Annotated in this window: 26 protein-coding genes and 1 riboswitch; of the genes, 10 read left to right on the top strand and 16 right to left on the bottom strand. The window is 67.0% G+C overall.

Annotated features, from left to right (window positions below; all coding sequences use genetic code 11):
- Positions 1–196 precede the first annotated feature (196 nt).
- The 7 genes from waaF to V5G24_RS11955 all read left to right on the top strand — a co-directional run bounded on the left by waaF (position 197) and on the right by V5G24_RS11955 (position 7,845).
- Positions 197–1,219, top strand: coding sequence for a lipopolysaccharide heptosyltransferase II (gene waaF / locus V5G24_RS11985; protein WP_394082398.1), 1,023 nt, complete (start codon positions 197–199; stop codon positions 1,217–1,219).
- 8 nt (positions 1,220–1,227) lie between these two features.
- Complete coding sequence (waaC, locus tag V5G24_RS11980; RefSeq protein WP_394082400.1) at positions 1,228–2,307, top strand: lipopolysaccharide heptosyltransferase I; 1,080 nt, start codon at positions 1,228–1,230, stop codon at positions 2,305–2,307.
- 12 nt (positions 2,308–2,319) lie between these two features.
- Positions 2,320–3,333 (top strand): ADP-glyceromanno-heptose 6-epimerase, encoded by a 1,014-nt coding sequence (rfaD, locus tag V5G24_RS11975; RefSeq protein ID WP_394082402.1) that lies wholly within the window; start codon positions 2,320–2,322, stop codon positions 3,331–3,333.
- A gap of 51 nt (positions 3,334–3,384) precedes the next feature.
- Positions 3,385–4,824, top strand: a complete 1,440-nt coding sequence (gene rfaE1 / locus V5G24_RS11970) for a D-glycero-beta-D-manno-heptose-7-phosphate kinase (protein WP_394082404.1) — start codon at positions 3,385–3,387, stop codon at positions 4,822–4,824.
- Positions 4,825–4,868: 44 nt separating this feature from the next.
- Positions 4,869–5,099: riboswitch (cobalamin riboswitch) on the top strand.
- A gap of 120 nt (positions 5,100–5,219) precedes the next feature.
- Complete coding sequence (gene cobU, locus V5G24_RS11965; RefSeq protein ID WP_394082406.1) at positions 5,220–5,762, top strand: bifunctional adenosylcobinamide kinase/adenosylcobinamide-phosphate guanylyltransferase; 543 nt, start codon at positions 5,220–5,222, stop codon at positions 5,760–5,762.
- Positions 5,759–6,385 (top strand): cob(I)yrinic acid a,c-diamide adenosyltransferase, encoded by a 627-nt coding sequence (gene cobO / locus V5G24_RS11960; protein WP_394082408.1) that lies wholly within the window; start codon positions 5,759–5,761, stop codon positions 6,383–6,385. Before cobU ends, cobO begins: the two co-directional genes overlap by 4 nt.
- Positions 6,385–7,845: a cobyric acid synthase gene (locus V5G24_RS11955; RefSeq protein ID WP_394082410.1), complete on the top strand. Its 1,461-nt coding sequence runs from the start codon at positions 6,385–6,387 to the stop codon at positions 7,843–7,845. The genes cobO and V5G24_RS11955 overlap by 1 nt, the downstream gene beginning before the upstream one ends.
- On the opposite strand, the gene cbiB is transcribed toward V5G24_RS11955, so the two are convergent.
- Complete coding sequence (gene cbiB / locus V5G24_RS11950) at positions 7,829–8,800, bottom strand: adenosylcobinamide-phosphate synthase CbiB (protein ID WP_394083078.1); 972 nt, start codon at positions 8,798–8,800, stop codon at positions 7,829–7,831. The genes V5G24_RS11955 and cbiB overlap by 17 nt on opposite strands.
- 114 nt (positions 8,801–8,914) lie before the next feature.
- Between cbiB and V5G24_RS11945 the strand changes: the two genes are divergently transcribed.
- On the top strand, positions 8,915–9,109 hold the full coding sequence (locus V5G24_RS11945; protein ID WP_394082412.1) for a hypothetical protein: 195 nt from the start codon (positions 8,915–8,917) through the stop codon (positions 9,107–9,109).
- 6 nt (positions 9,110–9,115) lie between these two features.
- On the opposite strand, the gene cysN is transcribed toward V5G24_RS11945, so the two are convergent.
- From cysN to cysQ, 3 genes are read right to left on the bottom strand one after another with little or no spacing between them, the layout of a single operon-like run.
- Positions 9,116–11,026, bottom strand: coding sequence for a sulfate adenylyltransferase subunit CysN (gene cysN / locus V5G24_RS11940; RefSeq protein WP_394082414.1), 1,911 nt, complete (start codon positions 11,024–11,026; stop codon positions 9,116–9,118).
- Entirely contained in the window at positions 11,026–11,943 is a 918-nt protein-coding gene (cysD, locus tag V5G24_RS11935) for a sulfate adenylyltransferase subunit CysD (RefSeq protein WP_394082416.1), read from the bottom strand. Before cysD ends, cysN begins: the two co-directional genes overlap by 1 nt.
- A gap of 39 nt (positions 11,944–11,982) precedes the next feature.
- Positions 11,983–12,819, bottom strand: coding sequence for a 3'(2'),5'-bisphosphate nucleotidase CysQ (gene cysQ / locus V5G24_RS11930; RefSeq protein WP_394082418.1), 837 nt, complete (start codon positions 12,817–12,819; stop codon positions 11,983–11,985).
- A gap of 261 nt (positions 12,820–13,080) precedes the next feature.
- On the opposite strand from cysQ, the gene kdsA reads away from it, so the two are divergent.
- Together kdsA and V5G24_RS11920 are read left to right on the top strand one after the other, a co-directional pair.
- Positions 13,081–13,929: a 3-deoxy-8-phosphooctulonate synthase gene (kdsA, locus tag V5G24_RS11925; protein ID WP_394083080.1), complete on the top strand. Its 849-nt coding sequence runs from the start codon at positions 13,081–13,083 to the stop codon at positions 13,927–13,929.
- 165 nt (positions 13,930–14,094) lie between these two features.
- Positions 14,095–15,441: a UDP-glucose dehydrogenase family protein gene (locus V5G24_RS11920; RefSeq protein ID WP_394082420.1), complete on the top strand. Its 1,347-nt coding sequence runs from the start codon at positions 14,095–14,097 to the stop codon at positions 15,439–15,441.
- 369 nt (positions 15,442–15,810) lie between these two features.
- Here the strand turns inward: V5G24_RS11920 and V5G24_RS11915 are convergent, their stop codons facing one another.
- From V5G24_RS11915 to V5G24_RS11860, 12 genes are all read right to left on the bottom strand, one after another.
- Complete coding sequence (locus V5G24_RS11915; RefSeq protein WP_394082422.1) at positions 15,811–16,413, bottom strand: HupE/UreJ family protein; 603 nt, start codon at positions 16,411–16,413, stop codon at positions 15,811–15,813.
- Between the two features lie 66 nt (positions 16,414–16,479).
- Positions 16,480–17,547 carry a hydrogenase expression/formation protein HypE gene (gene hypE / locus V5G24_RS11910; protein ID WP_394082423.1) on the bottom strand — a complete coding sequence of 356 codons (1,068 nt, stop codon included), beginning with the start codon at positions 17,545–17,547 and terminating at the stop codon, positions 16,480–16,482.
- The gene (hypD, locus tag V5G24_RS11905; RefSeq protein WP_394082425.1) at positions 17,544–18,665 is read right to left on the bottom strand and encodes a hydrogenase formation protein HypD; all 1,122 of its coding nucleotides are present in this window, start codon (positions 18,663–18,665) and stop codon (positions 17,544–17,546) included. The genes hypE and hypD overlap by 4 nt, the downstream gene beginning before the upstream one ends.
- Positions 18,649–18,975 carry a HypC/HybG/HupF family hydrogenase formation chaperone gene (locus V5G24_RS11900; RefSeq protein WP_394082427.1) on the bottom strand — a complete coding sequence of 109 codons (327 nt, stop codon included), beginning with the start codon at positions 18,973–18,975 and terminating at the stop codon, positions 18,649–18,651. Before V5G24_RS11900 ends, hypD begins: the two co-directional genes overlap by 17 nt.
- A gap of 12 nt (positions 18,976–18,987) precedes the next feature.
- Positions 18,988–20,448, bottom strand: a complete 1,461-nt coding sequence (locus tag V5G24_RS11895; RefSeq protein WP_394082429.1) for a sigma-54-dependent transcriptional regulator — start codon at positions 20,446–20,448, stop codon at positions 18,988–18,990.
- 4 nt (positions 20,449–20,452) lie between these two features.
- A complete protein-coding gene (gene hypB / locus V5G24_RS11890) occupies positions 20,453–21,388 on the bottom strand; it encodes a hydrogenase nickel incorporation protein HypB (protein WP_394082431.1) in 936 nt (311 codons plus the stop codon).
- Positions 21,388–21,729, bottom strand: coding sequence for a hydrogenase maturation nickel metallochaperone HypA (hypA, locus tag V5G24_RS11885; RefSeq protein WP_394082433.1), 342 nt, complete (start codon positions 21,727–21,729; stop codon positions 21,388–21,390). The genes hypB and hypA overlap by 1 nt, the downstream gene beginning before the upstream one ends.
- A gap of 1 nt (position 21,730) precedes the next feature.
- Positions 21,731–22,681 carry a nickel-dependent hydrogenase large subunit gene (locus V5G24_RS11880; protein ID WP_394082435.1) on the bottom strand — a complete coding sequence of 317 codons (951 nt, stop codon included), beginning with the start codon at positions 22,679–22,681 and terminating at the stop codon, positions 21,731–21,733.
- Positions 22,678–23,547, bottom strand: coding sequence for a [NiFe]-hydrogenase assembly chaperone HybE (hybE, locus tag V5G24_RS11875; protein WP_394082437.1), 870 nt, complete (start codon positions 23,545–23,547; stop codon positions 22,678–22,680). Before hybE ends, V5G24_RS11880 begins: the two co-directional genes overlap by 4 nt.
- A 9-nt stretch (positions 23,548–23,556) precedes the next feature.
- Entirely contained in the window at positions 23,557–24,402 is an 846-nt protein-coding gene (locus V5G24_RS11870; protein WP_394082439.1) for a hydrogenase expression/formation protein, read from the bottom strand.
- Between the two features lie 10 nt (positions 24,403–24,412).
- Positions 24,413–24,832 carry a thioredoxin domain-containing protein gene (locus V5G24_RS11865; RefSeq protein WP_394082441.1) on the bottom strand — a complete coding sequence of 140 codons (420 nt, stop codon included), beginning with the start codon at positions 24,830–24,832 and terminating at the stop codon, positions 24,413–24,415.
- Positions 24,832–25,161 carry a HypC/HybG/HupF family hydrogenase formation chaperone gene (locus tag V5G24_RS11860; RefSeq protein ID WP_394082443.1) on the bottom strand — a complete coding sequence of 110 codons (330 nt, stop codon included), beginning with the start codon at positions 25,159–25,161 and terminating at the stop codon, positions 24,832–24,834. The genes V5G24_RS11865 and V5G24_RS11860 overlap by 1 nt, the downstream gene beginning before the upstream one ends.
- Positions 25,162–25,163: the final 2 nt, after the last annotated feature.

Below are 25,163 nucleotides of genomic sequence, written 5' to 3'. Positions count from 1 at the left end.
TATTAGAGCCTTTCTTATCGCGGATTTTTTTTGCTGCCGCGCACTCCGGCTTCATCCGCGCCCCGCCTGCGCGCCGACGGTCCGATCGTGCCGCCGCCCGCACGCCGTATCCGGCGGCTTTGCCTATCGTCACGGGATCGCGCCTTGACGGGCACCGCGCGTCTTGCCAAGACGCGCGGGTCCAAGTGAGCACAAAATGCGCGCCATCGGTTCCTATTCGCCCATCCTGCTTGTCGGCCCGTCCTGGGTCGGGGACATGGTGATGGCGGCGAGCCTGATCGAAAGCCTGCGCATCCGCGATCCCGGCCGCCCCATCGACGTCATCGCGCCACCGGCGTCGCTGCCGATCGCGCGGCTGATCCGGGGCGTGCGCAGAACCATTCCCCTCGGCCTCGGTCATGGCGAGTTCGGCCTCATGGAGCGCTGGAAGGCCGGGCGCGCGCTGCGCAAGGAAGGCTATGGCAAGGCCATCATCCTGCCCCGCGCCTTCAAGGCCGCCATCGTGCCCTTCGCCGCCGGCATTCCCGAGCGCATCGGCTATGCCGCCGAGGGCCGCAGCCTGCTGCTGACGGATTCGCGCCCCGACCGGGATCGCAAGACCGCGCGCACAATCGACCGTTTCGTCGCCCTCGGCGCCCCGCGCGGCGACCAACTGGCCGCGCCCCGTCCCACCCTGTTCCTGCCCGACGGCGCGCGCGAGGCGGCGGCCGGGCGGTTTCCGCTCGCGGGGGAGGGGCCGGTGATGGCGCTCTGCCCGGGCGCGGAATATGGCCCGGCCAAGCAATGGCCGGCCACCAAGTTCGCCCGCCTCGCCGCCCGCGCGGTGGAAGCGGGCTATCGCGTGCGCATCCTCGGCGGGCCGAAGGATGTCTCCATCGCGGCGCAGATCGTGAAGCAGAGCGGCGTGCCGGTGGACAATATCGCCGGCAAGACCACGCTGATGGATGCCGCCGCCCTGCTGGGCCTGGCGGATGTGGTGGTCTCCAATGATTCCGGCCTCATGCACGTGGCCGGCGCGCTCGACCGGCCTTTGGTGGTGATCTACGGCTCCAGCTCGGAAAAGATGACGCCGCCCACCGGCCCCCGAGCCCGCGTGGTGGCGCGCGAGCTGCCCTGCCGCCCCTGCCACAAGCGCGAATGCCCGCTCGGCACCCTGGCCTGCCTGGAAGTGATCGCCCCCGAAGAGGTTCTGGCGGCGGCACGGGCCGTGCGGGTATGAAGGTTCTGGTGGTCAAGCTGTCCTCCCTCGGAGACGTGGTGCACACGTTCCCGGCGGTGACGGACGCCATGCGCGCAGTGCCCGGCCTCACACTCGATTGGGCGGTCGAGGAGGCGTTCGTTCCCCTGGTGGAGACCCACCCCGCCGTGCGGCGCGCCATCGCGGTGCCGCTGCGGCGCTTGCGGAAAGCGCCCGGCGAAGCGCTGCGCAGCGGGGCCGCCGCGGCGATCCGTGCCGCCTTGCGCGCGGAACCCTATGATGTGGTGATCGACGCCCAGGGCCTGATGAAGAGCGCCGCCGTCGCCCTGTTCGCGCGCGGGCGGCGCCATGGCTTTGCCCGGGGCAGCGCCCGCGAGGGTCTCGCGACCTTCGCCTATCACACCACACACGTGGTGCCGGAAACCGAGCACATGGCGGTGCGGCTGCGCAAGCTGTTCGCCGCAAGCCTCGGCTATTCGCTCCAGGGGCTCGCCGCCGATGCCGGGCTCGCCGCGCCGGTCGAGGCGGAAGGGCAGGCGGACGAGCCGCCTTATATCGTCCTGCTGCACGGCACCACCTGGCGCACCAAGACCTGGCCCGTGAAGCACTGGCGCGATCTCGCCCTGACGGCGGCCGAGCGCGGCTATGAAACCCGCATCTTCGCCCAGGGTCCGGAAGAGACCGCGCGCGCCACCGCCATCGCGGCCCAGATCCCATCAGTGCGGATCGTGCCGCCCGGCCCCATCACCGCGCTCGCGCCGGTGATTGCGCGGGCGCAGGCGGTGGTGAGTGTGGATTCCGGCCTCGGCCATCTCGCGGCAGCGCTCGCGGTGCCCACGATCGGGCTTTATGGCCCGACAAATCCGCGCCTCACCGGCCTTTTCGGGCCCAAGGCGCTGGAATTGAAATCGCTCCGTCCGTGCGCGCCGTGCGAGCGCGCCCATTGCCGGATCGCGCCCGATCTGGTGGAAGGCCCGCCCTGCCTCACGGATTTCAGCGCGCGGGATGTCTGGCGCGCGCTCAATGTCCTGCGCTTCGGCCATGCCGATGCGATGGACAAGACCGGAAGCACCGTGGCACACGGGGGCACATCACCGCCTTCGCCCTGAATGGTAGCCTGAATGATCCGCACCGCCCGTTCCGCCCGCGATACCATCCTTGTCACCGGGGGCGCCGGCTTCATCGGCTCGAACATCGCCCGCGCGTTTGCCGCCGACGGCTGGCGGGTGGTGGTGGCCGATTGGCTGGAGGACGGGCCGAAATGGCTCAATCTGCGCGACATCCTGCTGGATGACGTGATCCGGCCGGAGGCGGTGCCCGCCTTCGTGGAGCGCGAGGGCGGCCGGCTTGGCGCGATCGTCCATATGGGCGCCATCTCCGCGACCACGGAGCGGGACGGCGACAAGATCGTCGCCCGCAACATCCGCCCGACGCTGGATCTGTGGGACCAGTGCGCGCGCAAGGGCATCCGCTTCCTCTATGCCTCGTCCGCCGCCACCTATGGCGACGGCACGGACGGTTTCAGGGACGAGGAGGGCGCGGCCGCGCTCGACCGCCTGTCGCCGCTGAACGCCTATGGCTGGAGCAAGCTGATGGCGGACCGCCGGTTCGCGGCGGACGTCGCCGCCGGCCGGCCGGTGCCGCCGCAATGGGCGGGCCTGCGCTTCTTCAATGTCTATGGTCCGGGCGAAGCCCATAAAGCGGACATGCGCTCGGTGATCCACAAGATCTATCCGACCGCCGCCGCGGGCGAGCCGGTGACGCTCTTCAAATCCCATGATCCGGGCTATGAGGACGGCGGGCAGCTGCGGGATTTCGTCTATGTGGGCGATTGCGTCGCGGTGGTGCGCTGGCTGGTGGAGACGCCCACGGCGAGCGGCATCTTCAATGTCGGCACCGGGCAAGCGCGCAGCTTCGCGGATCTCGCCAAGGCGGTGTTCACGGCGGCCGGCAAGGATCCGCGCATCACCTATGTCGATATGCCGGTTTCCATCCGCGACGCGTATCAATATTTCACCCAGGCGGACGTCTCGAAACTGCGGGCCGCGGGCTTTACCCGCCCGTTCACCGCGCTGGAGGAGGGCGTGCGGATCTATGTCACCGAGCATCTGCGCGGCCGCAATTCCGCGTCGTGAGCGGGACGCTTTCCATCGCAACGGCTGATCTTGCCCCAGGATACCGGCACCATGCTTCCTGATACCAAGCCCGGTCCCGTCGCCGTCATCGGCGATGTCATGGTGGATCGCTACATCCTCGGCTCGGTTTCGCGCATCTCGCCCGAGGCGCCGGTGCCGGTGCTGCTGCATGGCGCGGAACGCATCGTGCCCGGCGGGGCGGCGAACGTCGCGGCGAACGCCGCCGCCATGGGCGCGCCGATCCGCCTCGTGGGGCTGGTCGGGGCCGATGGGGAAGCCGACCAACTGCGCTCCGCGCTCGCCCCTTATGCGCTGATCGACCTGTCCGGCCTGGTGGTGGACGCCACCCGCCCCACGGTCACCAAGACGCGGGTGATGAGCGGGCGCCAGCAGATCGTCCGCATTGATGCCGAAATGTCTTCCCCGCCGTCCGCCGCCGTCGAGGACGCTCTGATCGCGGCCGCAAGCCGCGCCATGGCCAGCTGTTCGGTGGTGGTGCTCTCCGATTATGCCAAGGGCGTGCTCGGCGACCGTGTGGTCGCCGCCGTGCTGGCCGAGGCGCGGACGCTCGGCGTGCCGGTGATCGTCGATCCCAAGCGCCGCACCTTCGAGGCCTATCGCGGCGCGACTTTGGTGACGCCCAACCGGCGCGAATTGAGCGAGGCCACCGGCCTGCCGGACGAGACCGATGCCGACGCCGAGCGTGCCGCGCAGGCGGCGAGCGCCCAGTTCGGCGGCGATGTGCTGGTCACCCGGGCGGAAAAGGGCATGACGCTCTGGCGCCGCAACGGCACCGTGCTCCATGTGCCGGCCGAGGCGCGCGAGGTGTTCGATGTGTCCGGCGCCGGCGATACGGCGCTGGCGGCGCTCGCTTTGTCGCTGGCCTGCGGGCTCGCCCTGGAAGCGAGCGTGCCGGTCGCCAATGCGGCCGCCGCCATTGCCGTGGCCAAGCTCGGAACGGCGGTGGTGACGCGCGCGGAACTCACCGCCGCGCTGCATCGCTCGGTTCCCCAGCTGGAGCCGGCCGGCGCGCTGGTGGCGCGGGACAAGGCGCGCACCATCATCGATCGCTGGCGGGCCAGCGGCGCGCGCATCGTCTTCACCAATGGCTGTTTCGATCTGCTGCATCCCGGCCATGTGGGCATGCTGGAAGCGGCGGCCGCCCAGGGCGACCGCCTGGTCGTGGGGCTCAACACCGACGCCTCGGTGCGCCGCCTCAAGGGCCCGACGCGCCCGCTTCAGGACGAGACGGCCCGCGCGCGGGTCATCGGCGCCATGCGCTGCGTGGATCTGGTGGTCCTGTTCGAGGAGGACACCCCGCTGGAGATCATCACGGCCCTGTTGCCGGACGTGCTGGTGAAGGGGGCGGATTACAAGCCCGAGGATGTGGTCGGCGCCGACATCGTCATCGCCAATGGCGGAAAGCTGGTGCTCGCCGATCTGACGCCGGGCCAATCCACCTCGACGCTGGTGGCGAAAGCCCGGAGCTGACATCGCGCGCAGCCGTGGGCGGTTGCGGCGCGGGGCTGCGGGCTTATAGTCGGCGCGTCGTCGGTTCCTTCGGGATCAAAAGGGAACGCGGTGCGGGAGGGTTTCTCCTTATGCCGCGGCTGCCCCCGCAACTGTCGGCGGAGAGCAAACCCACGAACCACTGGGGCCAGCCTCGGGAAGGGTGGGGGCGCACGGGTCTGCGAGCCAGGGGCGCTATCCGCGAGCCAGCAGACCTATCCGCAAGCCAGGAGACCTGCCGAGGACGCACAGCCCGTTTCGCGGGCGCCACATGCCGGCTCTCGGAGGGAGGGCCAGGGAGAGGGTTTGATGTTCGGTCCGCGCACTGCGGCCAATGCCCTGCATTTTCATCGCCTTCGGGGATCCGAGGTGCCCGCTTGAGCGCGATCGCGGCCGGCGCGCGGGGCCGGATCGTGCTGGTGCTCGGCGGCGCGCGCTCCGGCAAGAGCCATCATGCCGAACAGCGGGTGGAAGCCGCCACGCCGCCCTTCGCTTATGTGGCGACGGCACAGGCCTTCGATGCCGAAATGAGCGAGCGCATCCGCCTGCACCAGGCGCGGCGCGATGTGCGCTGGATCTCCCACGACGCGCCGTTCGACGCCGCCGACCGCGTGCGCGCCCTGCCGCCCGACACGCCGCTGCTGCTGGATTGCCTCACCTTGTGGCTCACCAACCACATGCTGGCCGAACACGATCTCGCGGCGGAGGAAGATCGCCTCGTGGAAGCCATCACCGCCCGCACCGGGCTGAGCGTGCTGGTGGCGAACGAAGTGGGGCTCGGCATCGTGCCCGACAATGCCCTCGCCCGCCGGTTTCGCGACGCCGCCGGCCGGCTCAACCAACGCATGGCCGCCATGGCCCATGAAGTGATCTTCATGGTCGCCGGACTGCCCATGATCGTGAAGGACACGCCCCGATGAGCGATGAAACCGAAACCGGCCTCGACGCGCAGGCCGCCCGCCATCGCGAGAAGATGGCCAAGCGCAAGGCGGTGCAGGATGCCGAGGTGGCGGAAAAGACCCTGGAGAAGGGATTGCTGATCGTCCACACCGGCCCCGGCAAGGGCAAGAGCACGGCCGCCTTCGGGCTGGCGCTGCGCATGCTCGGCTATGGGCGGAAGGTGGGCGTGGTGCAATTCATCAAGGGCGCCTGGCACACCGGCGAGAAGGACGCCTTCGCGGCGTTCGGCGATCGCGTGCGCTGGCACACCATGGGCGAAGGCTTCACCTGGGAGACCCAGGATCTCGCCCGCGACACCGCCGCCGCCGCGCGGGCCTTCGACAAGGCGCGCGAATTGCTGGCGGACGAGAGCCTGTCCCTGATCGTGCTGGACGAACTCAACATCGCCTTGCGCTACGGCTATCTCGATCTCGCCGACGTGGTGGCGACACTGAAGGCGCGCCGGCCGGACCTGCACGTGGTGGTCACCGGCCGCAACGCCAAGCCGGAGCTTCTGGAGGCCGCCGACCTCGTGACCGAGATGGGATTGGTGAAGCATCACTTTTCCGCCGGCGTGAAGGCGCAGGCCGGCATCGAATTCTGATGGCCGCCCGCGCGCTGATGTTCCAGGGCACCGGCTCCGACGTGGGCAAGAGCCTGCTGGTCGCCGGCCTTGCCCGCGCGTTCGCCAATCGCGGGCTGCGCGTGCGGCCGTTCAAGCCGCAGAACATGTCGAACAATGCCGCCGTCACCGAAGATGGCGGCGAGATCGGCCGCGCGCAGGCGCTTCAGGCCCGCGCGGCGCGGGTGCCCTTGAGCGTGCACATGAACCCGGTGCTGCTGAAGCCGCAGAGCGATGTGGGCGCGCAGGTGGTGGTGCAGGGCCGGGTGCTCACCAACGCCAAGGCCAGCGCCTACCAGGGCCTGAAGCAAAGCCTCATGCCCGCCGTGCTGGAGAGCTTCGCGCGGCTGAAGGGCGAGGCCGACCTCGTGTTGGTGGAAGGGGCGGGGAGCGCCTCGGAAGTCAATCTGCGCCGCAACGACATCGCCAACATGGGCTTCGCCCGCGCCGCCGACGTGCCGGTGGTGCTGATCGGCGACATCGACCGGGGCGGCGTCATCGCGAGCCTCGTCGGCACCAAGACGGTGCTGGCTATCGAGGATGCCGCGCTGATCGCCGGCTTCGTGGTGAACAAGTTCCGGGGCGATCCCGCCTTGTTCGCCGACGGCATGGCGCTGGTGGCGCAGCACACCGGCTGGGCGGCGCTCGGCCTGATCCCGCATTTCCCCGCCGCCGCCCGCCTGCCGGCGGAAGACGCGCTGGCGCTCCAGGGGCCGCCGCCGGCAAAGCCGCACGCCAAGGTGCGGATCGCCGTGCCGATCCTGCCCCATGTGTCCAATTTCGACGATCTCGACCCGCTGGATGCCGAGCCGGCGGTGGAGGTGGTGCGCCTGCGGCCGGGCGAGAGCCTGCCGGTGGATATCAGCCTCGTCCTGCTGATCGGCTCCAAGGCCACGGTTTCCGATCTCGCGGCGCTAAAATCAGGCGGGCTGCACCACGACATCATCGCCCATGCCCGGCGCGGCGGGCGGGTGCTCGGCCTGTGCGGCGGCTATCAGATGCTCGGGCGCTGGGTGGACGATCCCGACGGCATCGAGGGCCCACCGGGCCAGGCCGAGGGGCTCGGCCTGCTGGATGTGGAAACCATTCTCTCGGGCGAGAAGCGCCTGGTCGCCGTGGCCGGGCAATCGTGCCTTCAGGCCCCGTTCGCGGGCTATGAGATGCACATGGGGCAGACCACGGGCGCGGACACGACCCGCCCCTTCGCGCGCCTCGCCACCGGCGATGCGGATGGCGCCACCTCGCCGGATGGGCGCATCATGGGCAGCTATGTGCACGGGCTGTTCGCGGACGATGCCCAGCGCGCCGCCTGGCTCGCTGCGCTGGGGGCCGGCGCGCCGCAAATCTCCTACGAGGCGCAGGTGGACGAGACCCTGGATGCGCTCGCCGCGCATCTGGAAGCCCATCTCGACCTCGACCTCCTGCTCAGCCTCGCGCGATGACCACCAGCACCGCGCAGAACAGGGCAAGGCCCATGAGCAGGCGGCTCGCGATCCGATAGAGATATAACGCGGAGCGAATGTCGGCGGCGCCGATCTCGCGCCGGCCGTCGCCCATGAAGGGCAGGTCGGCGGGCACGCCCGCATAGGTGCGCGGCCCGGCGATGGCGATGCCGAGGGCGCCCGCCATCGCCGCTTCCGGCCATCCGGCATTGGGGGAACGGTGCTTGCCCGAATCACGCCGCACCGCGCGCCATGCTCCCATGGGCGATGCCCCCTGCATGAAGGCTGCGGCGGCGATGATCAGCAGGCCGGACAAGCGCGAGGCGGGCAGGTTCACCAGATCATCGAGCCGCGCCGAAGCCCAGCCGAACGCCTCGTGGCGCGCCGTGCGATGGCCGATCATGCTGTCGGCGGTATTGATCGCCTTATAAGCGGCGATGCCGGGCAGGCCGGCCATCGCCATCCAGAACGCCGGCGCCACGACGCCGTCGGAAAAATTCTCCGCCAGGCTCTCGATGGCCGCGCGGGTGACGCCCGCTTCATCGAGCTGGGCCGGGTCGCGGCCGACAATGCGCGAGACCGTGGCGCGTCCGGCTTCGAGCCCGTGGACCTCCAGCGCCTCCGCCACCGCAGCCACATGCTCATGGAGCGAGCGGCGGGCGAGCAGCGAAGAACCGACAATGGCGGTGAGGATGAGGCCGCCGGGAAACAGGTCGAGCACATCCGCGATGAGGGCGGCCGGAATGGCGGCGCTCGCGATCAGCACCGCCAGCGCCAGCACGCCCCGCATGCGCCTTTTGGCAAAACTCAGCTCGGCCCGGTTCCAGGCGAGGTCGAGGGCGGAAATCAGCCGGCCGATCCAGATCACCGGATGGCCGATCAGGTTCAGCAGGCGGACCGGATAGCCGAACCACGCCTCGATGGCGAGGGCCAGGAAAGTCAGCAGGAAGGTCAAGCGATCAAGCCCGTTGGTAGCGGGCCGCATGCGCGCCGCCCAGGTCTGGTTTAGACCAAGGCCGGCGGGCGAGGAAAGCCCCTCGCCGGTGCATGGACGAGGGAGCGTCCTAAAGTGGGCGAAGCCGACGAACTTCGCCGAAATCACCCGAAATCGCGCTTATTGGGGAGGCTCGCCGGAAAATCGGTCGAAATGACGGTGTCATCGGCCGAAGAGGCGCGGAAAGGCGGCAGGAAACCCCTGTTTGTCGACGCGGATTTTATAGCGCTGCCAGGAATAAACGGGGCAGGCCGCGCTTCGGCGGTATGATATACTTTAGATGGTCCAGTCCCCAGCATCCTCGTCGCTATGCAGATAATTGCGCTCGGAGAGATAGTTGAACACCTGTTCCGCCAATTCCTCCGCCGATTTCTCGCCGCCGGAAAGGAGAATTTCCGGGTTTTCAGGCGCCTCGTACGGGCTATCGATGCCAGTAAAATTCGCGAGAAGTCCCTGCCGTGCCTTTTTGTACAATCCCTTCGGATCGCGTTTCTCGGCGATTTCAATCGGCGTATCGACGAATACCTCGATAAACTCGCCCGCACTCAGAAGCTCGCGGGCCATCTGCCGGTCCGCCTTGAACGGAGAGATGAAGGAAACCAGAACCACAAGCCCAGCATCCACGAACAAACGCGCCACCTCAGCCACCCGGCGGATGTTTTCCACCCGATCTGCGTCCGTAAATCCAAGATCCTTGTTGAGCCCGTGGCGGACATTGTCGCCATCAAGCATGTATGTGTGGCGCCCGGCCGCATAAAGCTTCTTTTCCACCAGGGACGCGATGGTGGATTTACCGGAGCCCGACAGTCCGGTGAACCACAATACCGCCGGCCTCTGATGCTTCAGGGCCGCTCTTGCTTCCTTGGAGACGTCGAGCGCCTGCCAATGCACATTAGTGGCCCGCCGCAATGCGAATTGCACCATGCCGGCACCGACCGTCTGGTTGCTGAGCCGGTCGATTACAATGAAAGCACCGGTCTCCGGCACATCCGCGAAGGCATCGAAAGAAACCGCGTCGCGACTGGCCACATTCACCACGCCGACCTCGTTCAGCGTGAGCGTCTTAGCCGCGAGTTTCTGGAATGTGTTGACATCGACCTTGTGCTTTATTTCCGTGAAGGTCGCGCCGACGGTGCGGGTACCCACCTTGATCAGATAAGGCCGGCCCGGCAGCAGTGGTTCGTCATGCATCCAGATGATCTGGGCCGCGAACTGGTCCGCCCGCTCCGGCCGGTGGACCGCGTCGGCGAGAATATCCCCGCGCGAAACATCCACTTCATCTTCCAATGTCACCGTAACCGCTTGCCCCGCAACAGCTTCCGCAAGATCTCCGTCACGTGTGACGATGGATTTGACATGTGTTGTGCGGCCCGAACCGGCGACAACAACGCTATCGCCCGGGCGCACCGAGCCGCTCACGATAGTGCCGGCAAAGCCCCGAAAATCCAGATTAGGCCGGTTAACCCATTGCACCGGCATGCGGAATGGGCGCGCGACAGCCTTCTCGGCGACATCTACATTTTCCAGATATTCGACCAAGGCTGGCCCCTGGTACCAGGGCGTTCTGGCGCTGCGGGCCATGATATTGTCGCCATAGCGGGCAGAAAGAGGCACCGCCTGGAAGGTCTCGAAACCGAGGGGCGCGATCAGCTTGGTATAGTCCGCGACGATGTCCTCGAACCGGCTCTGCGAAAACTCCACCAGATCGATCTTGTTCACCGCCAGGACCACATGGCGGATGCCCAAAAGCGAGACGATGAAGGAATGGCGGCAGGTCTGGGTCAGCAGACCTTGCCGCGCATCCACCAGAATGACCGCCAGATCCGAATTCGAGGCGCCGGTTGCCATGTTGCGGGTATATTGTTCATGCCCGGGCGTATCGGCGACAATGAACTTGCGCCGCTCCGTATTGAAGAAGCGATAAGCGACATCTATTGTGATGCCCTGTTCGCGCTCCGCCGCGAGACCGTCCACAAGCAGAGCGAAGTCGAGTTCGTCGCCTGCTGTGCCATGCTTGCGTGAATCCTTGGTAAGAGTCGCGATCTGGTCGTCGAACAGCAGCTTGGTATCGTAAAGCAGACGACCGATGAGCGTGGATTTTCCATCATCCACGCTGCCGCAGGTGAGGAAACGCAGCAGGCTCTTGCTTTCGGTTGCGAACAGTTCGGTGAGCGGAGCGACGTTCATCAGAAATAGCCCTCGCGCTTCTTCTTTTCCATCGAGGCGGCATCGTCATGGTCGATCAGGCGGCCGGATCGTTCCGAGGTCCGCGCCACCAGCATTTCCTGCACGATATCTTCCAAAGTGGCCGCAGTGCTGTCGATGGCGGCGGTCAGCGGATAGCAGCCGAGTGTGCGAAAGCGGATCATGCGCTGTTCCGGCGCCTCGCCGGGTAAAAGCGGCATGCGCGTATCGTCCACCATGATCATCTGCCCGTCGCGCCAGACAATCGGGCGCTCTGCGGCGAAATAGAGCGGTACGATGGGAATGCGTTCCGCCAATATATATTGCCAGATATCCAGCTCGGTCCAATTGGAGAGCGGAAATACGCGGATGGACTCGCCCGGCTTTACGCGAGCATTGTAGAGGTTCCACAATTCCGGTCGCTGATTCTTCGGATCCCAGCCGTGATTGGCAGTGCGAAACGAGAACACGCGCTCCTTGGCGCGGCTTTTCTCCTCGTCGCGCCGCGCCCCACCGAAGGCCGCGTCGAAGCCATGCCGCGTCAGTGCTTCCTTCAGCGCGTCGGTTTTCATGACGTTGGTGTAGAGAGAAGAGCCGTGATCAAAGGGATTGATGCCCTGCGCCAGGCCTTCCTGGTTGGTATGGACCAGAAGATCGAATCCAAGCGTCTTCGCCATTTCATCCCGGAAGGCGATCATCTCGCGGAATTTCCAGGTGGTATCGACGTGAAGCAGAGGGAAGGGCGGCTTGGAAGGATAGAAGGCCTTCATCGCAAGATGAAGCATCACCGCCGAATCCTTCCCGATCGAATACAGCATGATCGGATTGCGGAATTCGGCCGCGACCTCACGCAGGATGAAGATCGATTCCGATTCAAGACGCTGGAGATGCGTCAGTCGATTGGACGACACGTTCGGCATTCCTTGTTGTCTCGGCCGCCGTCCGGGCTTAATGACGGCTCAGCCGCCAGCACGGGCCGGCGTAAGCCGCACCAGATTGCGGTCGCCATAGGCGACGAAATGGGGATTGGCGAAGGGCGCATCCCCCTCCTGAACGCACCGCCCATAGGTCAGCGGGCGGCCGTCCAGGGTGGTGACCACACCCCCGGCCGCGCGCAGCACGGCGTCGCCGGCGGCGGTGTCCCATTCCATTGTGCGGCCGAGGCGGGGATAGAGATCCGCCGTGCCTTCCGCGAGCAGGCAGAATTTCAGCGAAGAGCCTGCGGCGACGAATGATTCCACCGGAAATTGGCCGAGCCAATCGCTGGTTTCGGCAGTCGCGTGGGAGCGGCTGCCAATGGCGGCGAGCCGGGCAGGGGCCTCGCGCACCTTGATCGGCACCAATGAGGTCAGATGGTCGTCGCGCACCTCGCCCTTCCAGGCGCCGGAGCCGACCGCACCGGCATAGACCACGCCCAGAGCCGGGGCATACACCACCCCCGCCCTCGGCGCACCCTGCTCAATGAGGGCGATATTGACCGTGAATTCGCCGTTCCGTGAGATGAACTCTTTCGTTCCATCAAGGGGATCGACGAGGAAGAAGCGCTTTCCCGCATCCGGAATGCGGCCGGCTGCCGCTTCTTCCTCGGCGACCACGGGAATATCGGGATGGAGGCGCGCCAACCCGTCGAGGATCACGGCCTCGGCATCATGGTCGGCCTGCGTCACCTGCGAGGCGTCGGCCTTTTGGTGCACGGCGAAATCGGTGGCATAGATATCGAGGATGACACGGCCGGCGCGCAGGGCCAGCGAGACAAGCCCCGAGACAAGTTCGGGAACGGGAGATACCTGAGCCATGGTGCGCGCTGAAACCAATCCTGATGCCCGCAAACTAATCGTCCCTTTCCATCTTTGCAATGTGGATGTGGGAAATTAAATATATAACATATTTTTCATGTTTATTGTGAAATTCGAACCGCGATTTCAAGAGGGCCGGGGCCTCGTTCTGCGCCGCAGACCATGCCATAACGCCGCCGCGGGACGGGCGGACCGAACAAGTGGCGGTCTGAGCAAGTGGCGGATAGAGCACGTACAGGAGACACGCGCGTGAGCAATGACATGGTCCCGAACGCGGTCGTTGAGGTTGGCGGCCTGAAGATTTCGAACCGGACGCCGCTCACGCTCATCGCGGGGCCGTGCCAGATCGAAAGCCGCGACCATGTGCTGGATGTGGCGAAGGAGCTTTCAGCGATCACCACGCGTCTCGGCATGGGGCTAGTGTTCAAATCCTCGTTCGACAAAGCCAACCGGACCTCGATTTCGGGCGCCCGCGGCATCGGGCTGAAGGCGGCGCTGCCCATTTTCGCGGAGATTCGCGAAACCATCGGTGCCCCGGTCCTGACCGACGTCCACGAAATCAACCAATGCGCCCCGCTGGCCGAAGTGGTGGATATTCTCCAGATACCCGCCTTTCTGTGCCGCCAGACGGATCTTCTCATTGCCGCCGCGCAGACCGGCCGGGTGGTGAACGTCAAGAAGGGCCAGTTCCTGGCGCCCTGGGACATGAAGAATGTGGTGGCCAAGCTGACCCAGTCCGGCAATCCCAATGTGCTGGTGACGGAGCGCGGCGTTTCGTTCGGCTACAACACTTTGGTGTCCGACATGCGCGCCTTGCCCGAACTGGCGGCGACCGGCGCTCCGGTGGTGTTCGATGCCACCCATTCGGTGCAGCAGCCCGGAGGGCAGGGCGCCTCCTCGGGCGGACAGCGCGAATTCGTGCCCGTTCTTGCCCGCGCGGCGGTCGCGGTGGGCGTGGCGGCGGTGTTCATCGAGACCCATCCCGACCCCGACCATGCGCCATCGGACGGCCCGAACATGATCGCGCTGCGGCATATGGAACCGTTGCTGCGCGCCCTCCAGGCGTTCGACGTTCTCGCCAAGGGGCCGCTCGTGTCCGCCATCGCCTGAGGGCCGCGGCACGCGAACGCGGGATCGAAATCCGTCACCGGCACGATTGCCTGCGTGCCGGGATCGTTTAAGGAAAGGCGCTGTTTCCTTGCCGCATCACAGCGCGAGCTGGCGCGATGTTGTAAGATCTCGGCTCCATTCGGCGAAACTGGGACATTGGCGCACATGCGCATTGCGATGATTGGAACGGGCTACGTTGGGCTGGTCTCCGGAGCCTGTTTTGCGGACTTTGGGCACCGTGTGACGTGCATCGACAAGGATGCCACCAAGATCGCGATGCTGGAGAAGGGCGAAATCCCGATCTTCGAGCCCGGGCTGGACGAGCTTGTGCACCGCAATGTGGCCGCGGGCCGGCTGGATTTCGCCACCGACCTGACGGAGGCTGTGAAAGAGGCGAATGCGGTGTTCATCGCCGTCGGCACGCCCTCTCGGCGCGGCGACGGACATGCGGACCTGTCCTATGTCTATGCGGCGGCGCGGGAGATTGCGGCAGCGGCGGACGGCTATACCGTGGTGGTGACGAAATCCACGGTGCCGGTGGGCACGGGCGACGAGGTGGAACGGGTGATCCGGGAGGCCCGCCCCGATGCGGACATCTCGGTCGTGTCGAACCCGGAATTCTTGCGCGAGGGCGCGGCGATCGAGGATTTCAAGCGGCCGGACCGGGTTGTGGTGGGGAGCGAGGAGCCGCGGGCGCGCGAGGTGATGGCGCAGGTGTATCGTCCGCTGTCGTTGAACAATCTGCCGCTTCTGTTCACCAGCCGGCGCACGTCGGAGCTGATCAAATATGCCGGCAACGCGTTTTTGGCGATGAAGATCACCTTCATCAACGAGATCGCGGACCTGTGCGAGGAGGTCGGGGCGAACGTGCAGGAAGTGGCGCGCGGGATCGGGCTCGACAATCGCATCGGCGGGAAGTTCCTGCATGCGGGGCCGGGCTACGGCGGGTCGTGCTTTCCGAAGGATACGCTGGCACTGACGCGCACCGCGCAGCAGGCGGGCACGCCGCTGCGGATCATCGAGACGGTGGTCGCGGTGAATGATGTGCGCAAGCTTGCGGTGGGTAAGAAGGTGATCCGGGCGCTGGGCTCCGACCCGCGCGGCAAGACGGTGGCGGTACTTGGGCTGACGTTCAAGCCGAATACCGACGATATGCGGGAGAGCCCTGCGATCGCGATCGTGAACACGCTTCTGGACCGGGGTGTGAAGGTGCGGGCCTATGACCCGGAGGGGATGGAGGAAGCCAAGAAGGTGCTTCCCGCGGGCGTGCACTACGGCACGGGTCCATATGAGATCGCGGCGGGGGCGGACGCGATCGTGATCGTGACGGAATGGGACGCGTTCCGTGCGCTGGACTTCGCCAAGCTGAAGGCGATCATGGCGCAACCTGTGCTAGTGGACCTGCGCAACATCTACCGTCCCGACGAGATGGCCGACCTCGGCTTCACCTATGACAGCGTCGGGCGCCCGGGCAAGCATGTGGGCGCAGGGGCCGCCAACGCCGCGGAATGAACAGCGCTTTGCGGCCAAGGATATGAGCGCCGGCGGTCCGCCCCCGTTCTGCGGGCGGACGATCGACGCCCGTGGATTCTTCTGAAAATGAAAATCGAAACGCGGGGCAGGGCTCGTTGGCGCGCTCTTTGGCTCGGCGCCCGACCGGTGCTTGGACTGGTGCCGTCAGGCCGGGAGACGCGCCATCCGGTGCAATACGGCAATATATAAATCGCAGAAGAGATATTATGGAACTATCTTCAATGGTGGGAATGGGGCTTGAGGCTGACAAGCTGACAATTTGAGGTTGGCTAACCCGGTCCCCGTGGATGATCCACACAAGAAAGCCGGTACCGCTGGCGGCACCGGCCTTGATCTTCCGGCCCTGGGTCAGAGAGCGCCGGTCAATAGCGCCACGCCCGCAAGTGAAATGGCGGCACCCGCGCCGCGCACCCAGGCTTGGCCCGAGGTTTCACCGAGCCGGCCAATGGCAAAGCCAAGGCCGAGGCCGGCGAGATGCAGCAATGCGGTGGCGAGCATGAAGCCGAGGCCATAGGACAGGCCGCCGGCGGTCTCGGGCATTTCGGCGCCGTGGGCGTGGCCGTGGAAGACCGCGAACATGCCAACAAGGCCCATGGCGAAGGCCAGCGGCGCCTTCACGCCCATCGCCACCGCGGCTCCCAGAACGACCACCGACAAGGCGATGCCCGTCTCCACATAAGGCAGGTCGAAGCCGCTCATGCCGAGCGCGCCGCCCACCGCCATCAAGGTCACGAAGCTGGCGGGCAGCAACCAGATGGCGCGCCCGCCCATCTGCCAGGCAAGAATGCCGACCGTGACCATGGCCAGCACGTGGTCCAGGCCGGTCACGGGGTGCATGAAGCCGTGCACGAAGCCGTGCGTGGCTCCAACGCCGGTATGGGCGAAGGCCAAAGAAGGCGCCAGGGCCAGGGCGCCGGCGATTGCGAGGACACGAAAGGCGGGACGGGTCATAAAGCCACTCTCCTGAAGGACGGGTTCATCTTTGGTGGATGGGTCGCAACGCACAAGTCATCAAGCTCAACAGATCCGGGGCAATTGATCGCCCACCAGCATGTCCACGATGCGCTCGCCGCCGAAGCGCGTTTCCATCACGACGCGGCCGGGCCGTTCCGCCACCACGGTGCCGATGGCGACAGCCCCCTGCCCCAGGGGATGCAGATGCCATGCCGAAAGCGCGGCCGTGGCCTCCTCGGCCGGGACCACCGCGATCAGCTTGCCCTCATTGGCGAGATAGAGCGGGTCGAGGCCGAGAATTTCGCAGAAGCCGTTCACTTCGGGGCGGATCGGCAGATCCATTTCGCGCACCCGCACGCCCACCGCGCTCGCCTCGGCCAGTTCGTTGAGCACCGCCGCCGCGCCGCCGCGCGTGGCGTCCCGCATCATTCGAACGCCCGGCGCCGCCGTGATTAGAACATCCACAAGCTCGTGCAACGGCGCGCAATCGCTGGCGATCGTGGTTTCGAGCGCGAGATCGCCGCGGGCGTTCAGGATGGCCGCCCCGTGGTCGCCGAGCAGGCCGTTCACCAGCACCACGTCGCCCGGCCGCGCACGGTCTATGCCCACATGGAGGCCGGCCCGCACCACGCCGATGCCGGTGGTGGTGATGAAGAGCTTGTCGCAGGCTCCGCGCGCGACCACCTTCGTGTCGCCGGTGACGATGGAGACGCCGGCCTCGGCCGCCGCGCGCGCCATGGAGGCGACCACCGCGCGCAGGGTCTCGACCGGCAATCCTTCCTCGATGATCACCGCGCACGACAGCGCCACCGGCCGCGCTCCGCCAACGGCGAGATCGTTCACGGTGCCGCAGACGGCGAGGGTGCCGATGTCGCCGCCGGGGAAGAACAGCGGGTCGACCACGAACGAATCGGTCGTGAACGCCAGCCGATCGCCGAGCGCCGCCAGCGCCGCAAGATCGAACCGCGCCTGATCCTCCGGGGCGGGGTGCCCTGCCCCGGCGAAGGTCTCCAGGAACACGTCCTCGATCAGATCGCGCATGGCCGTGCCGCCGCCCCCATGGGCCAACGTCACGGTGGCTTGCGTCACCCGGCGGGGCCGGCGCACGGGCCGATCAAAAGGAATGTTCATGCCGCCCCCTTCATGCCGCCATATTGATAATAAGCAGCGCATGCGCCTTCGGAGGAAACCATCAGCGCGCCGAGCGGCATTTCGGGCGTGCAGCCGGTGCCGAAGACCGGGCAGGCCCAGGGCTTTACGGCGCCGGTGAGCACCTCGCCACAGCGGCAGGCGTCGGGGTCGGCGACCTTCACATCCGGAACGGCGAAGCGGCGTTCGGCATCGAACCGGGCATAGGGTTCACGCAGCCGCACGCCCGATTCGGCAATGGAGCCGAGCCCGCGCCATTCGAACGTGGGGCGGGTTTCATACACCTGCGCCACAGCGGCGAGGGCGGCCGGATTGCCGGCATCCGGCACCACGCGGGCATATTGATTCTCGATCCGCGCTTCGCCCACCGCGAGCTGGCGCAGCACCATCAGCAGGGATTGCAGCAGGTCGATGGGCTCGAACCCGGCCACCACCAGCGGCCGGTGGAACTCCTCGGCGATGAAGCGATAGGGCGCCGTGCCGATGACCATGGAGACATGGCCCGGCCCAATGAAGCCGTCGATGCCGAAGTCCGGCTGCTCCAGCAAGGCCCGCAGGGTCGGGATGATGGTGATGTGGTTGCAGAACAGGAAGAAATTTGAGATTCCCTCGCGCGCGGCGCGCAGCACGGTCAGCGCCGTTGAAGGCATGGTTGTCTCGAACCCAAGGCCGAAGAACACCACCTCGCGACCAGGATTGCGCCGCGCCAGCTCCAGCGCATCGAGCGGCGAATAGACCATGCGCACGTCCGCGCCGTCGGCCTTTGCCTGGAGCAGGCTCTTGCGCGAGCCCGGCACGCGCATGGCATCGCCGAAGGTGGCGAAGATCACTTCCGGCCGCTCGGCGATGGCGACGCAATCATCCACCCGCCCCATGGGCAGGACGCAGACCGGGCATCCCGGCCCGTGCACGAATTCGATGATATCGGGCAGCAACCCTTCCAAGCCATAGCGGAAGATGGCGTGGGTGTGCCCGCCGCACACCTCCATGACCGCCACCGGATTGGTGCGCCCCCGCTCCAGCCGGACCGCGAGCGCGCCGATTTCCCGGATCAGTCCGGTTGCGAGGGCCGGATCGCGGAATTCACTGACGAAACGCATGATCGCCCCCTGCCCGGCCCGTGCCTGCGGGCTCGACGCTGCCGGTGCGCATCGCGTCCATCTCCGCGTCCATCTCGCCGATCTCGGCGAGCACCTTTAGCGTGGCTGCGGCTTCCGCCTCGTCGATGCGGCTCATGGCGAAGCCCACATGCACCAGCACCCAGACGCCGATCAGCGCCTCCAGCGGCGCACCCGGCTCGGCCACGCACACGACGTCGACGCTGCGGCGGACGCCGGAAACATCCACGATCGCCAGCATCGCGTCCGCGTCCGCAATGGCGACGATCCGACCGGGAATCCCGAGGCACATGGGTTCGTCTCCTCAATGGCGCGCGAAGGTGCGACCGCGGGCGATCCCGTAGCGGTCGATCTTGGCCCGCAGGCCAACCCGGGACAGGCCGAGTTCCTCGGCCGCCCGGCTCTTGTTCCAGCGGCAGCGCACGAGCGTTTCCATGAGGATGGACGCCTCGATGCGCTCGATGCGGTCCTTCAGCAGGCCCCCGTCGGGCAAGGCGATCGGCTGGGACGCGCCTTCCGGCGCGGCGGCGGCACGCACCACATGGGGCGAGAGGAGATCGGCGCCGAGCTGGGGTCCGGTGGACAGAACCAGCATGCGCAGCACCTCATTCTGCATCTCGCGCACATTGCCGGGCCAGTCATAAGCCTCCATGCAGGCAAGCGCTTCGTCGGTGAAGCCCTTCACCAGCTTGCCGTGGAGGTTGCACAGCCCATCCAGAATGGCGGTGGCGAGCACCCGAAGATCATCGCGCCGCGCGCGCAGGGCCGGCATTATCAGCACCATCGCCGACAGGCGGTAATAAAGATCCTCGCGGAACCGGCCGCCCGTGATCTCCTGCGTGAGGTCGCGATGGGTCGCGGCCAGCACCCGGACATTGACGCGCTTGGATTCGTTGGAGCCAACGGGCCTGATCTCCCCCTCCTGGAGGAAACGCAGGAGCTTCACTTGAAAGGCGGGCGAAACATCGCCGATCTCATCTAGAAGAACCGTGCCGCCGTCCGCTTCGTCCAGCAGGCCGATGCGGGTGGTGTGAGCGCCGGTGAAGGCCCCCTTCTTGTGCCCGAACAATTCGGATTCCAGCAATTCGTCGGGAATTGCCCCGCAATTGACCGCGAAGAACGGGCGCTCCGAACGCAGGCTGGAATAATGGATCGCCCGCGCGAGCAATTCCTTGCCAGTGCCGGTCTCCCCTTGGATCAGCACCGGAACGTCGAACACGGCCACCTGGGCCGCGCGCCGGCAGGTTTCGTTCAACGGGCTCTCGGGACTGCGGATCAAGGTGTCGAAATGGAAATTCCGCGCCACGCGCTCGTGCTGGGCGGCAAGGCGGGCCTGCGCCACCGGGGCGGCGAGCTTCAATTCCAGCGAGAGGCGATGATGATCGCGTTGCAGGGCGAACAAATGAGCCGCATTGCGCGCCACCAGCAGCAATTGATCCGGATGCCAGGGCTTGGTGATGTATTGATAGATGCCGGCACCGTTGATGGCGCCGATCATGTCTTCCGGCTCGGTATAGCCGGTGACGATCACCCGCACGATTTCCGGCCAGCGCTCGCGCACTTCGGTGAGGAAGGCGACGCCCGAGACTTCCGGCATGCGCTGATCGCAGAACACCGCCTGGACCCACTCGCTTTCCAGAATGCGCCGCGCCTCCGCTGCGCCGAGGGCGGTGAAGACCTCGAATTCCTCGCCGAGCACGCGCGCCATCACTTCCACCGAGCGGGGCTCGTCGTCCACCAGAAGAAGGGCGGGGCGGGTGCTCACCACCCTACTCCGCCGCCGTATGGACGGCGCCGCGCAGCGCCTGTGCCCGCTGTTCGGCGACCCCTGCCAGCTCTTCGAGCCGCATGCGCCGCGCGCTTTCCAGCCATGCCAGCCATTCCGCAAATCCGGCGCCCGACCGGGCGGACACGGTGATTACGCGCGCCATGGGATTGATGCGCGCGACATTCCCGGCGATGGCGTCGAAATCAACGTCCAGATGCGGCAGCAGGTCGGCCTTGGTCAGCAGGACCAGATCGGCGCCCTGGAAGATATCGGGATATTTCAGCGGCTTGTCCTCGCCCTCCGTCACGGAGAGGAGGGTGATGCGCTTGTCCTCGCCAAGATCGAAGGCCGCCGGGCAGACCAGGTTGCCGACATTCTCGATGAACAAGACCCCGCCGGCCGGAAGTGGCAGCCGGTCCATGGCGTGGCCCACCATGTGTGCGTCCAGGTGGCAGCCCTTGCCGGTATTGATCTGGACGGCGGGAAAGCCGACCGCGCGGATGCGGTCGGCATCGTTCGCGGTCTGCTGGTCGCCTTCGATGACGGCCGCCGAAACGCGGCCGACGAGCGCTTTCAATGTCTCGACCAGCAGCGTCGTCTTGCCGGCCCCCGGACCCGCCAGCAGGTTCAGGGCGAAGACGCCGTCCGCCGCGAGCCGGACGCGGTTTTGTGCCGCGAAGCCGTCGTTCTTGGCCAGGATGTTCTGCTCGATCTCCACCATGCGGCGCGCATCGAGGCCGGGCGCGTGGCTGTGCTGCGGCTGCGCCGGTTCGCCAGGATCGTGGGAATGGGAGTGCCCGTGCGCGTGCCCATGCTGGTGCGCCCCGTCGTCCGGCGCTCTCTCATGTGAATGGGAATGGGCGCCCTGCCCCGCCTGTGCGGCATCGGGACCGGACAGGGTGACGGCATCGGATCCACAACCGCAGGCGACGCACATCACACGACCTCCAGGTCTTTGATTTTCATCTCGGTGCCACCGTTGGGCACCAGCCGTTCGCCGCCGCAAACCGGGCAGGGATCGAGCCGGTCGGCAAGCGGCACGGTGGTTCCGCAGGCGAAGCACCAGGCGGTTCCGCCCTCGGTGATCATCACCAGTTCGGCGCCTTCGGCGAGCGACCCGCGCATCACGACGTCGAAGCCGAAACGCAAGGCCTCCGGCTCGACGCCGGCAAACGCGCCGATCGCCAGGCGCACCCGCGTGACGCGTGAAAAATTCTGTGCCTGCGCCGCCTCTTCCATCGCGGCCCGCAGGCTTTCGCAGAGCGCCATCTCGTGCATGTCATGCCTCCGGTGCAAAGTGGAGGGCCAGCGGGACGCAGGGATTGACCGCGCATTCGGCAATCCGCGCCAGCATCTGCGCCTCGCGCCGCGCCGGCAAGGCCACGAGCATCTGGGCGAACAGGCCACCCGGCGCCAGGTTCCAGGTGCTGGGGGTGCGGATCCGATAGGCGAGGACATGACCGTCCTTCACCTTCGCCCGGTGCACGAGGATCCCTCGTGCCGCCTGCGCATAGCCGACCCCTGCCCCGGCTTGCCCTTGAAGCCGCGCGTCGTGGCCGCCATCCGCCATCCAGAGCAGATCCACGATCCGCGCGAGCAGGCGCACGAACAGGCTTGCCCCTTGCTCGATGAGCATCGCGCGGATCACCGGCGCGGCGCGCACGCGTGCAAGGACTGTGGCTTCGCACCGGGGCGAAGGCGCGTGTTCCATCAGGTCTGCACCGAGGGCGTCCACATCTAGGGCTGGAAGGGTGGCCCGCCCCCATGCGGGATCCAGACGATCACGCAATTCGCGCAGCAAGCCTGCGGCCGGCGTCGCTCCGCGGTCCAGCCAGGAGGCCAGATCGGGCACGGAGAATTCCGGCAGATTGTCCCCGCCGCACACATGCCGGGCAATCTCCGCCGGCGTGCCGCGTCCGAGCAAAGCAAGGCCGGTACGGTCGGACGCAGTGCCGAGCACGCCCGGCCATAGATGAAACAGCGCCACCCCATGGTCGCGCACGGTTTCGGCCCGCATCGCGGCTGCGTTTTCCGTGTCCGGCAATCCAAGTGCATGGCTTGCGGCTGCGCGATGGGCGGCCCCACAGAGATTGAACAGGCGCGGCAACAACTCCAGCGCCTCTTCCACGCGCCGGCCCACCAGCAGCGGCTCGGGATCGAGCATTGGCGCGCTAGTGAAGTGCCAGCTTGCCGCGACACCGGGCCGCGCGATGGTCAAGGCTTCGCTCATGCCGGCTCCGATGCCGGACGCGCGCCGGCGGTGGGGCCGAAGATCAGCTCGCGGCGCGTGGGCTGGGGCGAAAGCACAGGCCGTTGCTCCGCCCCGTCCGGCGGTGCAGCGTCATCGCCTAAGGCCACGGCTTCCGCAGCCTCAAGCGACGCCAGTTCCTCGGTGCGGCGGCGGCGAATCTCGGCCGTCGGCGCGCCTTCTTCCCGATGCGCGGGATCGAGCAAGGCGATCAATGCCGCCTTCGCGGTTTCCGTGGCCTGGAGCATCGAGGTGAAGTCGAACATGGGCGAAAACAGCGAGCAGGCCTTATAGGGGCCGGTTTCCGGGCGGTTCGCGCCGAGAAATTCGTACCAGCCCGAGGGGAAGGCGATCAGTTCCTTCGTTCCGGTGGCAAGGCGCGTCCAGTCGTCGTCGGGGCCGGGCAGCAGGACGAGGTTCATGAACCAGGGCGTGACCAGCATGCCGAATACCCGTCCCTCGTGGACGCGGAACCCAACGGCCTTCACCGACAGCGTCTCGTTGACGATCGGCACGCCCCGCATCTGCCCCGCGTGAATCTCGCGGAACGCGGCTTCCAGGCGCAGCGGCACGGTGCGGACGATCTCATCCAGGCGCGGATCGACCGCCGGCGCGGGCGCGGCGGCGATCCCCTCGCCCTGGTCGAGCACCATGAATTGCTCGCTGTCGCCATCGCACACCGGGCAGCGCCAATGGTCGGGCAGGTCCACGAACGCGGTGCCGGCGGGCACCTGCCAAGTCTCGCACCCCTCGGCGGGATCATAGACGTGCCAGCACACCTTGCATTCGAGGCGGGTCTTCGGATCGAGCCCGCCGTTCGCGCCGCGAAAGGAGCCTTCAAACCGCATGATCGGTCCTCATCGCATGGCCCCGAGCACTTCGGTCAGCCGTTCGGCGGAATCGGCGATGTCTTCCGGCGCGGCACAGGCCACCTCCGGCAGATCGGTGATTTCGAGCGTGTCGAGGATCAGCATGTCGGTGGAGTTGTAATAGCGCACGCGCCAGACATCGCGCCGCGCGGTCGCATCGATCCGGCAATTTCCATAGCCGCGCGAGAGGATGGTCAGCCCGCCGATGCCGACCGCGGCATCGATGAGCGCGAGATCCTCGGGCGTGTGCGGCAGAAGGGAGAAATTGATGACATGGGCCGGCGTTCCCGGCGCGCGCTGTTCGGTGCGATGGGCAATCTCGGCGATGATCGGCGGCGCATTGACGACGCCGGTTCGCGGCCGCGCGGTGTCCGCAAGATCGATCTTCCACTGTGCGGGAAAGGCACGCAGAAGAGCGCCGCGCGGAAACGCCCCGACCTCGATCCGGTCCACTCCCTCCGCGCCGCGCACCCGCCAGACCCCGGCGAAGGTCGCCTCCTGGATTTCCAGGGGTGCACCGCCGCCGCTGACGCGCACGGCAACTTCGCCCTCGCCCAGCGCCTCGTCGATCAGCCGACGGTTCGCCGCGTCGAAGCCGGCGAGCGAGACGCTCGCATGATCGCCCGGCTTCCAGGTCTCCAACGCGCGCTGGACCTCCTCGAGGGCGGCGAAGGCCGGCGCGTGGCGCGCCTTGTCGTCGACCTCGGGCAGATGGGGTTCATAGACGCGCATCCCTGAGGGCATCGGCAGATAGGCGAGGCCGTCGGCGCCCTCGGTCTGGCTGCCGGGACCAAAGCCGATGGGCGGCTGGGTGGCGATGGGAAGCGATGCCATTCCTCAATCCTCAATGGGTCACGCAGGCATCGGCCAGCACCGTGCCGAGCCGGGCGAGATATTCGTCCCAATCGCGCATGCGGGCGATGGACCCGATGGGCTCCCCGTCGCGCAGCACGACGATGGCCGGCAATGCGAGGGCCATGGCCTCGCGCAGGATCCGTTCGATGGCGGGGCCGGCCACCGCGCCGGTCAGGGGGCGACGCCCGTGATCCAGCACCCGGACCAGCTCGGGCAGCACCACCGCGATGTCGGGCGTCTCCATGTGGGATTTTCCGTGCGCCGGCAGGAACAGCAGCCGGTCGCGCGGATCGGTGCCGAGATCCTCGGGCGTGTCCACATAGGCATAGCCATGGGTGGTTATGAGCCGCTGAACCAGGGGATGGAGCGCCGCCGCGGCGGGAGGGACAAGGGATGCGATTTCAGGCATCAGGCTTCCTTTCGGCCGGCGGCAAGGGCGGCGGCGAGATGCGGCGGCAATTGCGGCTCGCGGTCGAGATCGGCGAATGCCGCATCCAGCGCCGAGGCCGGGCCGGCGCCGGTGATGACAGCGGAAAGGGCGGCGAGCGCATCGGCGATCAGGCCCGCCTCGCGCGCATCCAGGACGCGCCGGCCCGCCCCCAGAAAGACGAGGACATGGTCGCCGACCCCGGCTTCCGGCACCAGGGACAGGTCGACCCGCTCCGGCCCCGCATCGCTTTCGCATCGGGCAAAGTCACCGGAGCGTTCAAGGATGCGCATGGGAATGCCGACGCACATGC

This window comes from Roseixanthobacter finlandensis (assembly GCF_043195105.2).
In the GTDB taxonomy this organism is placed as follows: Bacteria; Pseudomonadota; Alphaproteobacteria; order Rhizobiales; family Xanthobacteraceae; genus NCEH01.
The sequence above is the reverse complement of the archived record's forward strand: the minus strand, read 5'-3'. Positions and strand labels throughout refer to the sequence as shown.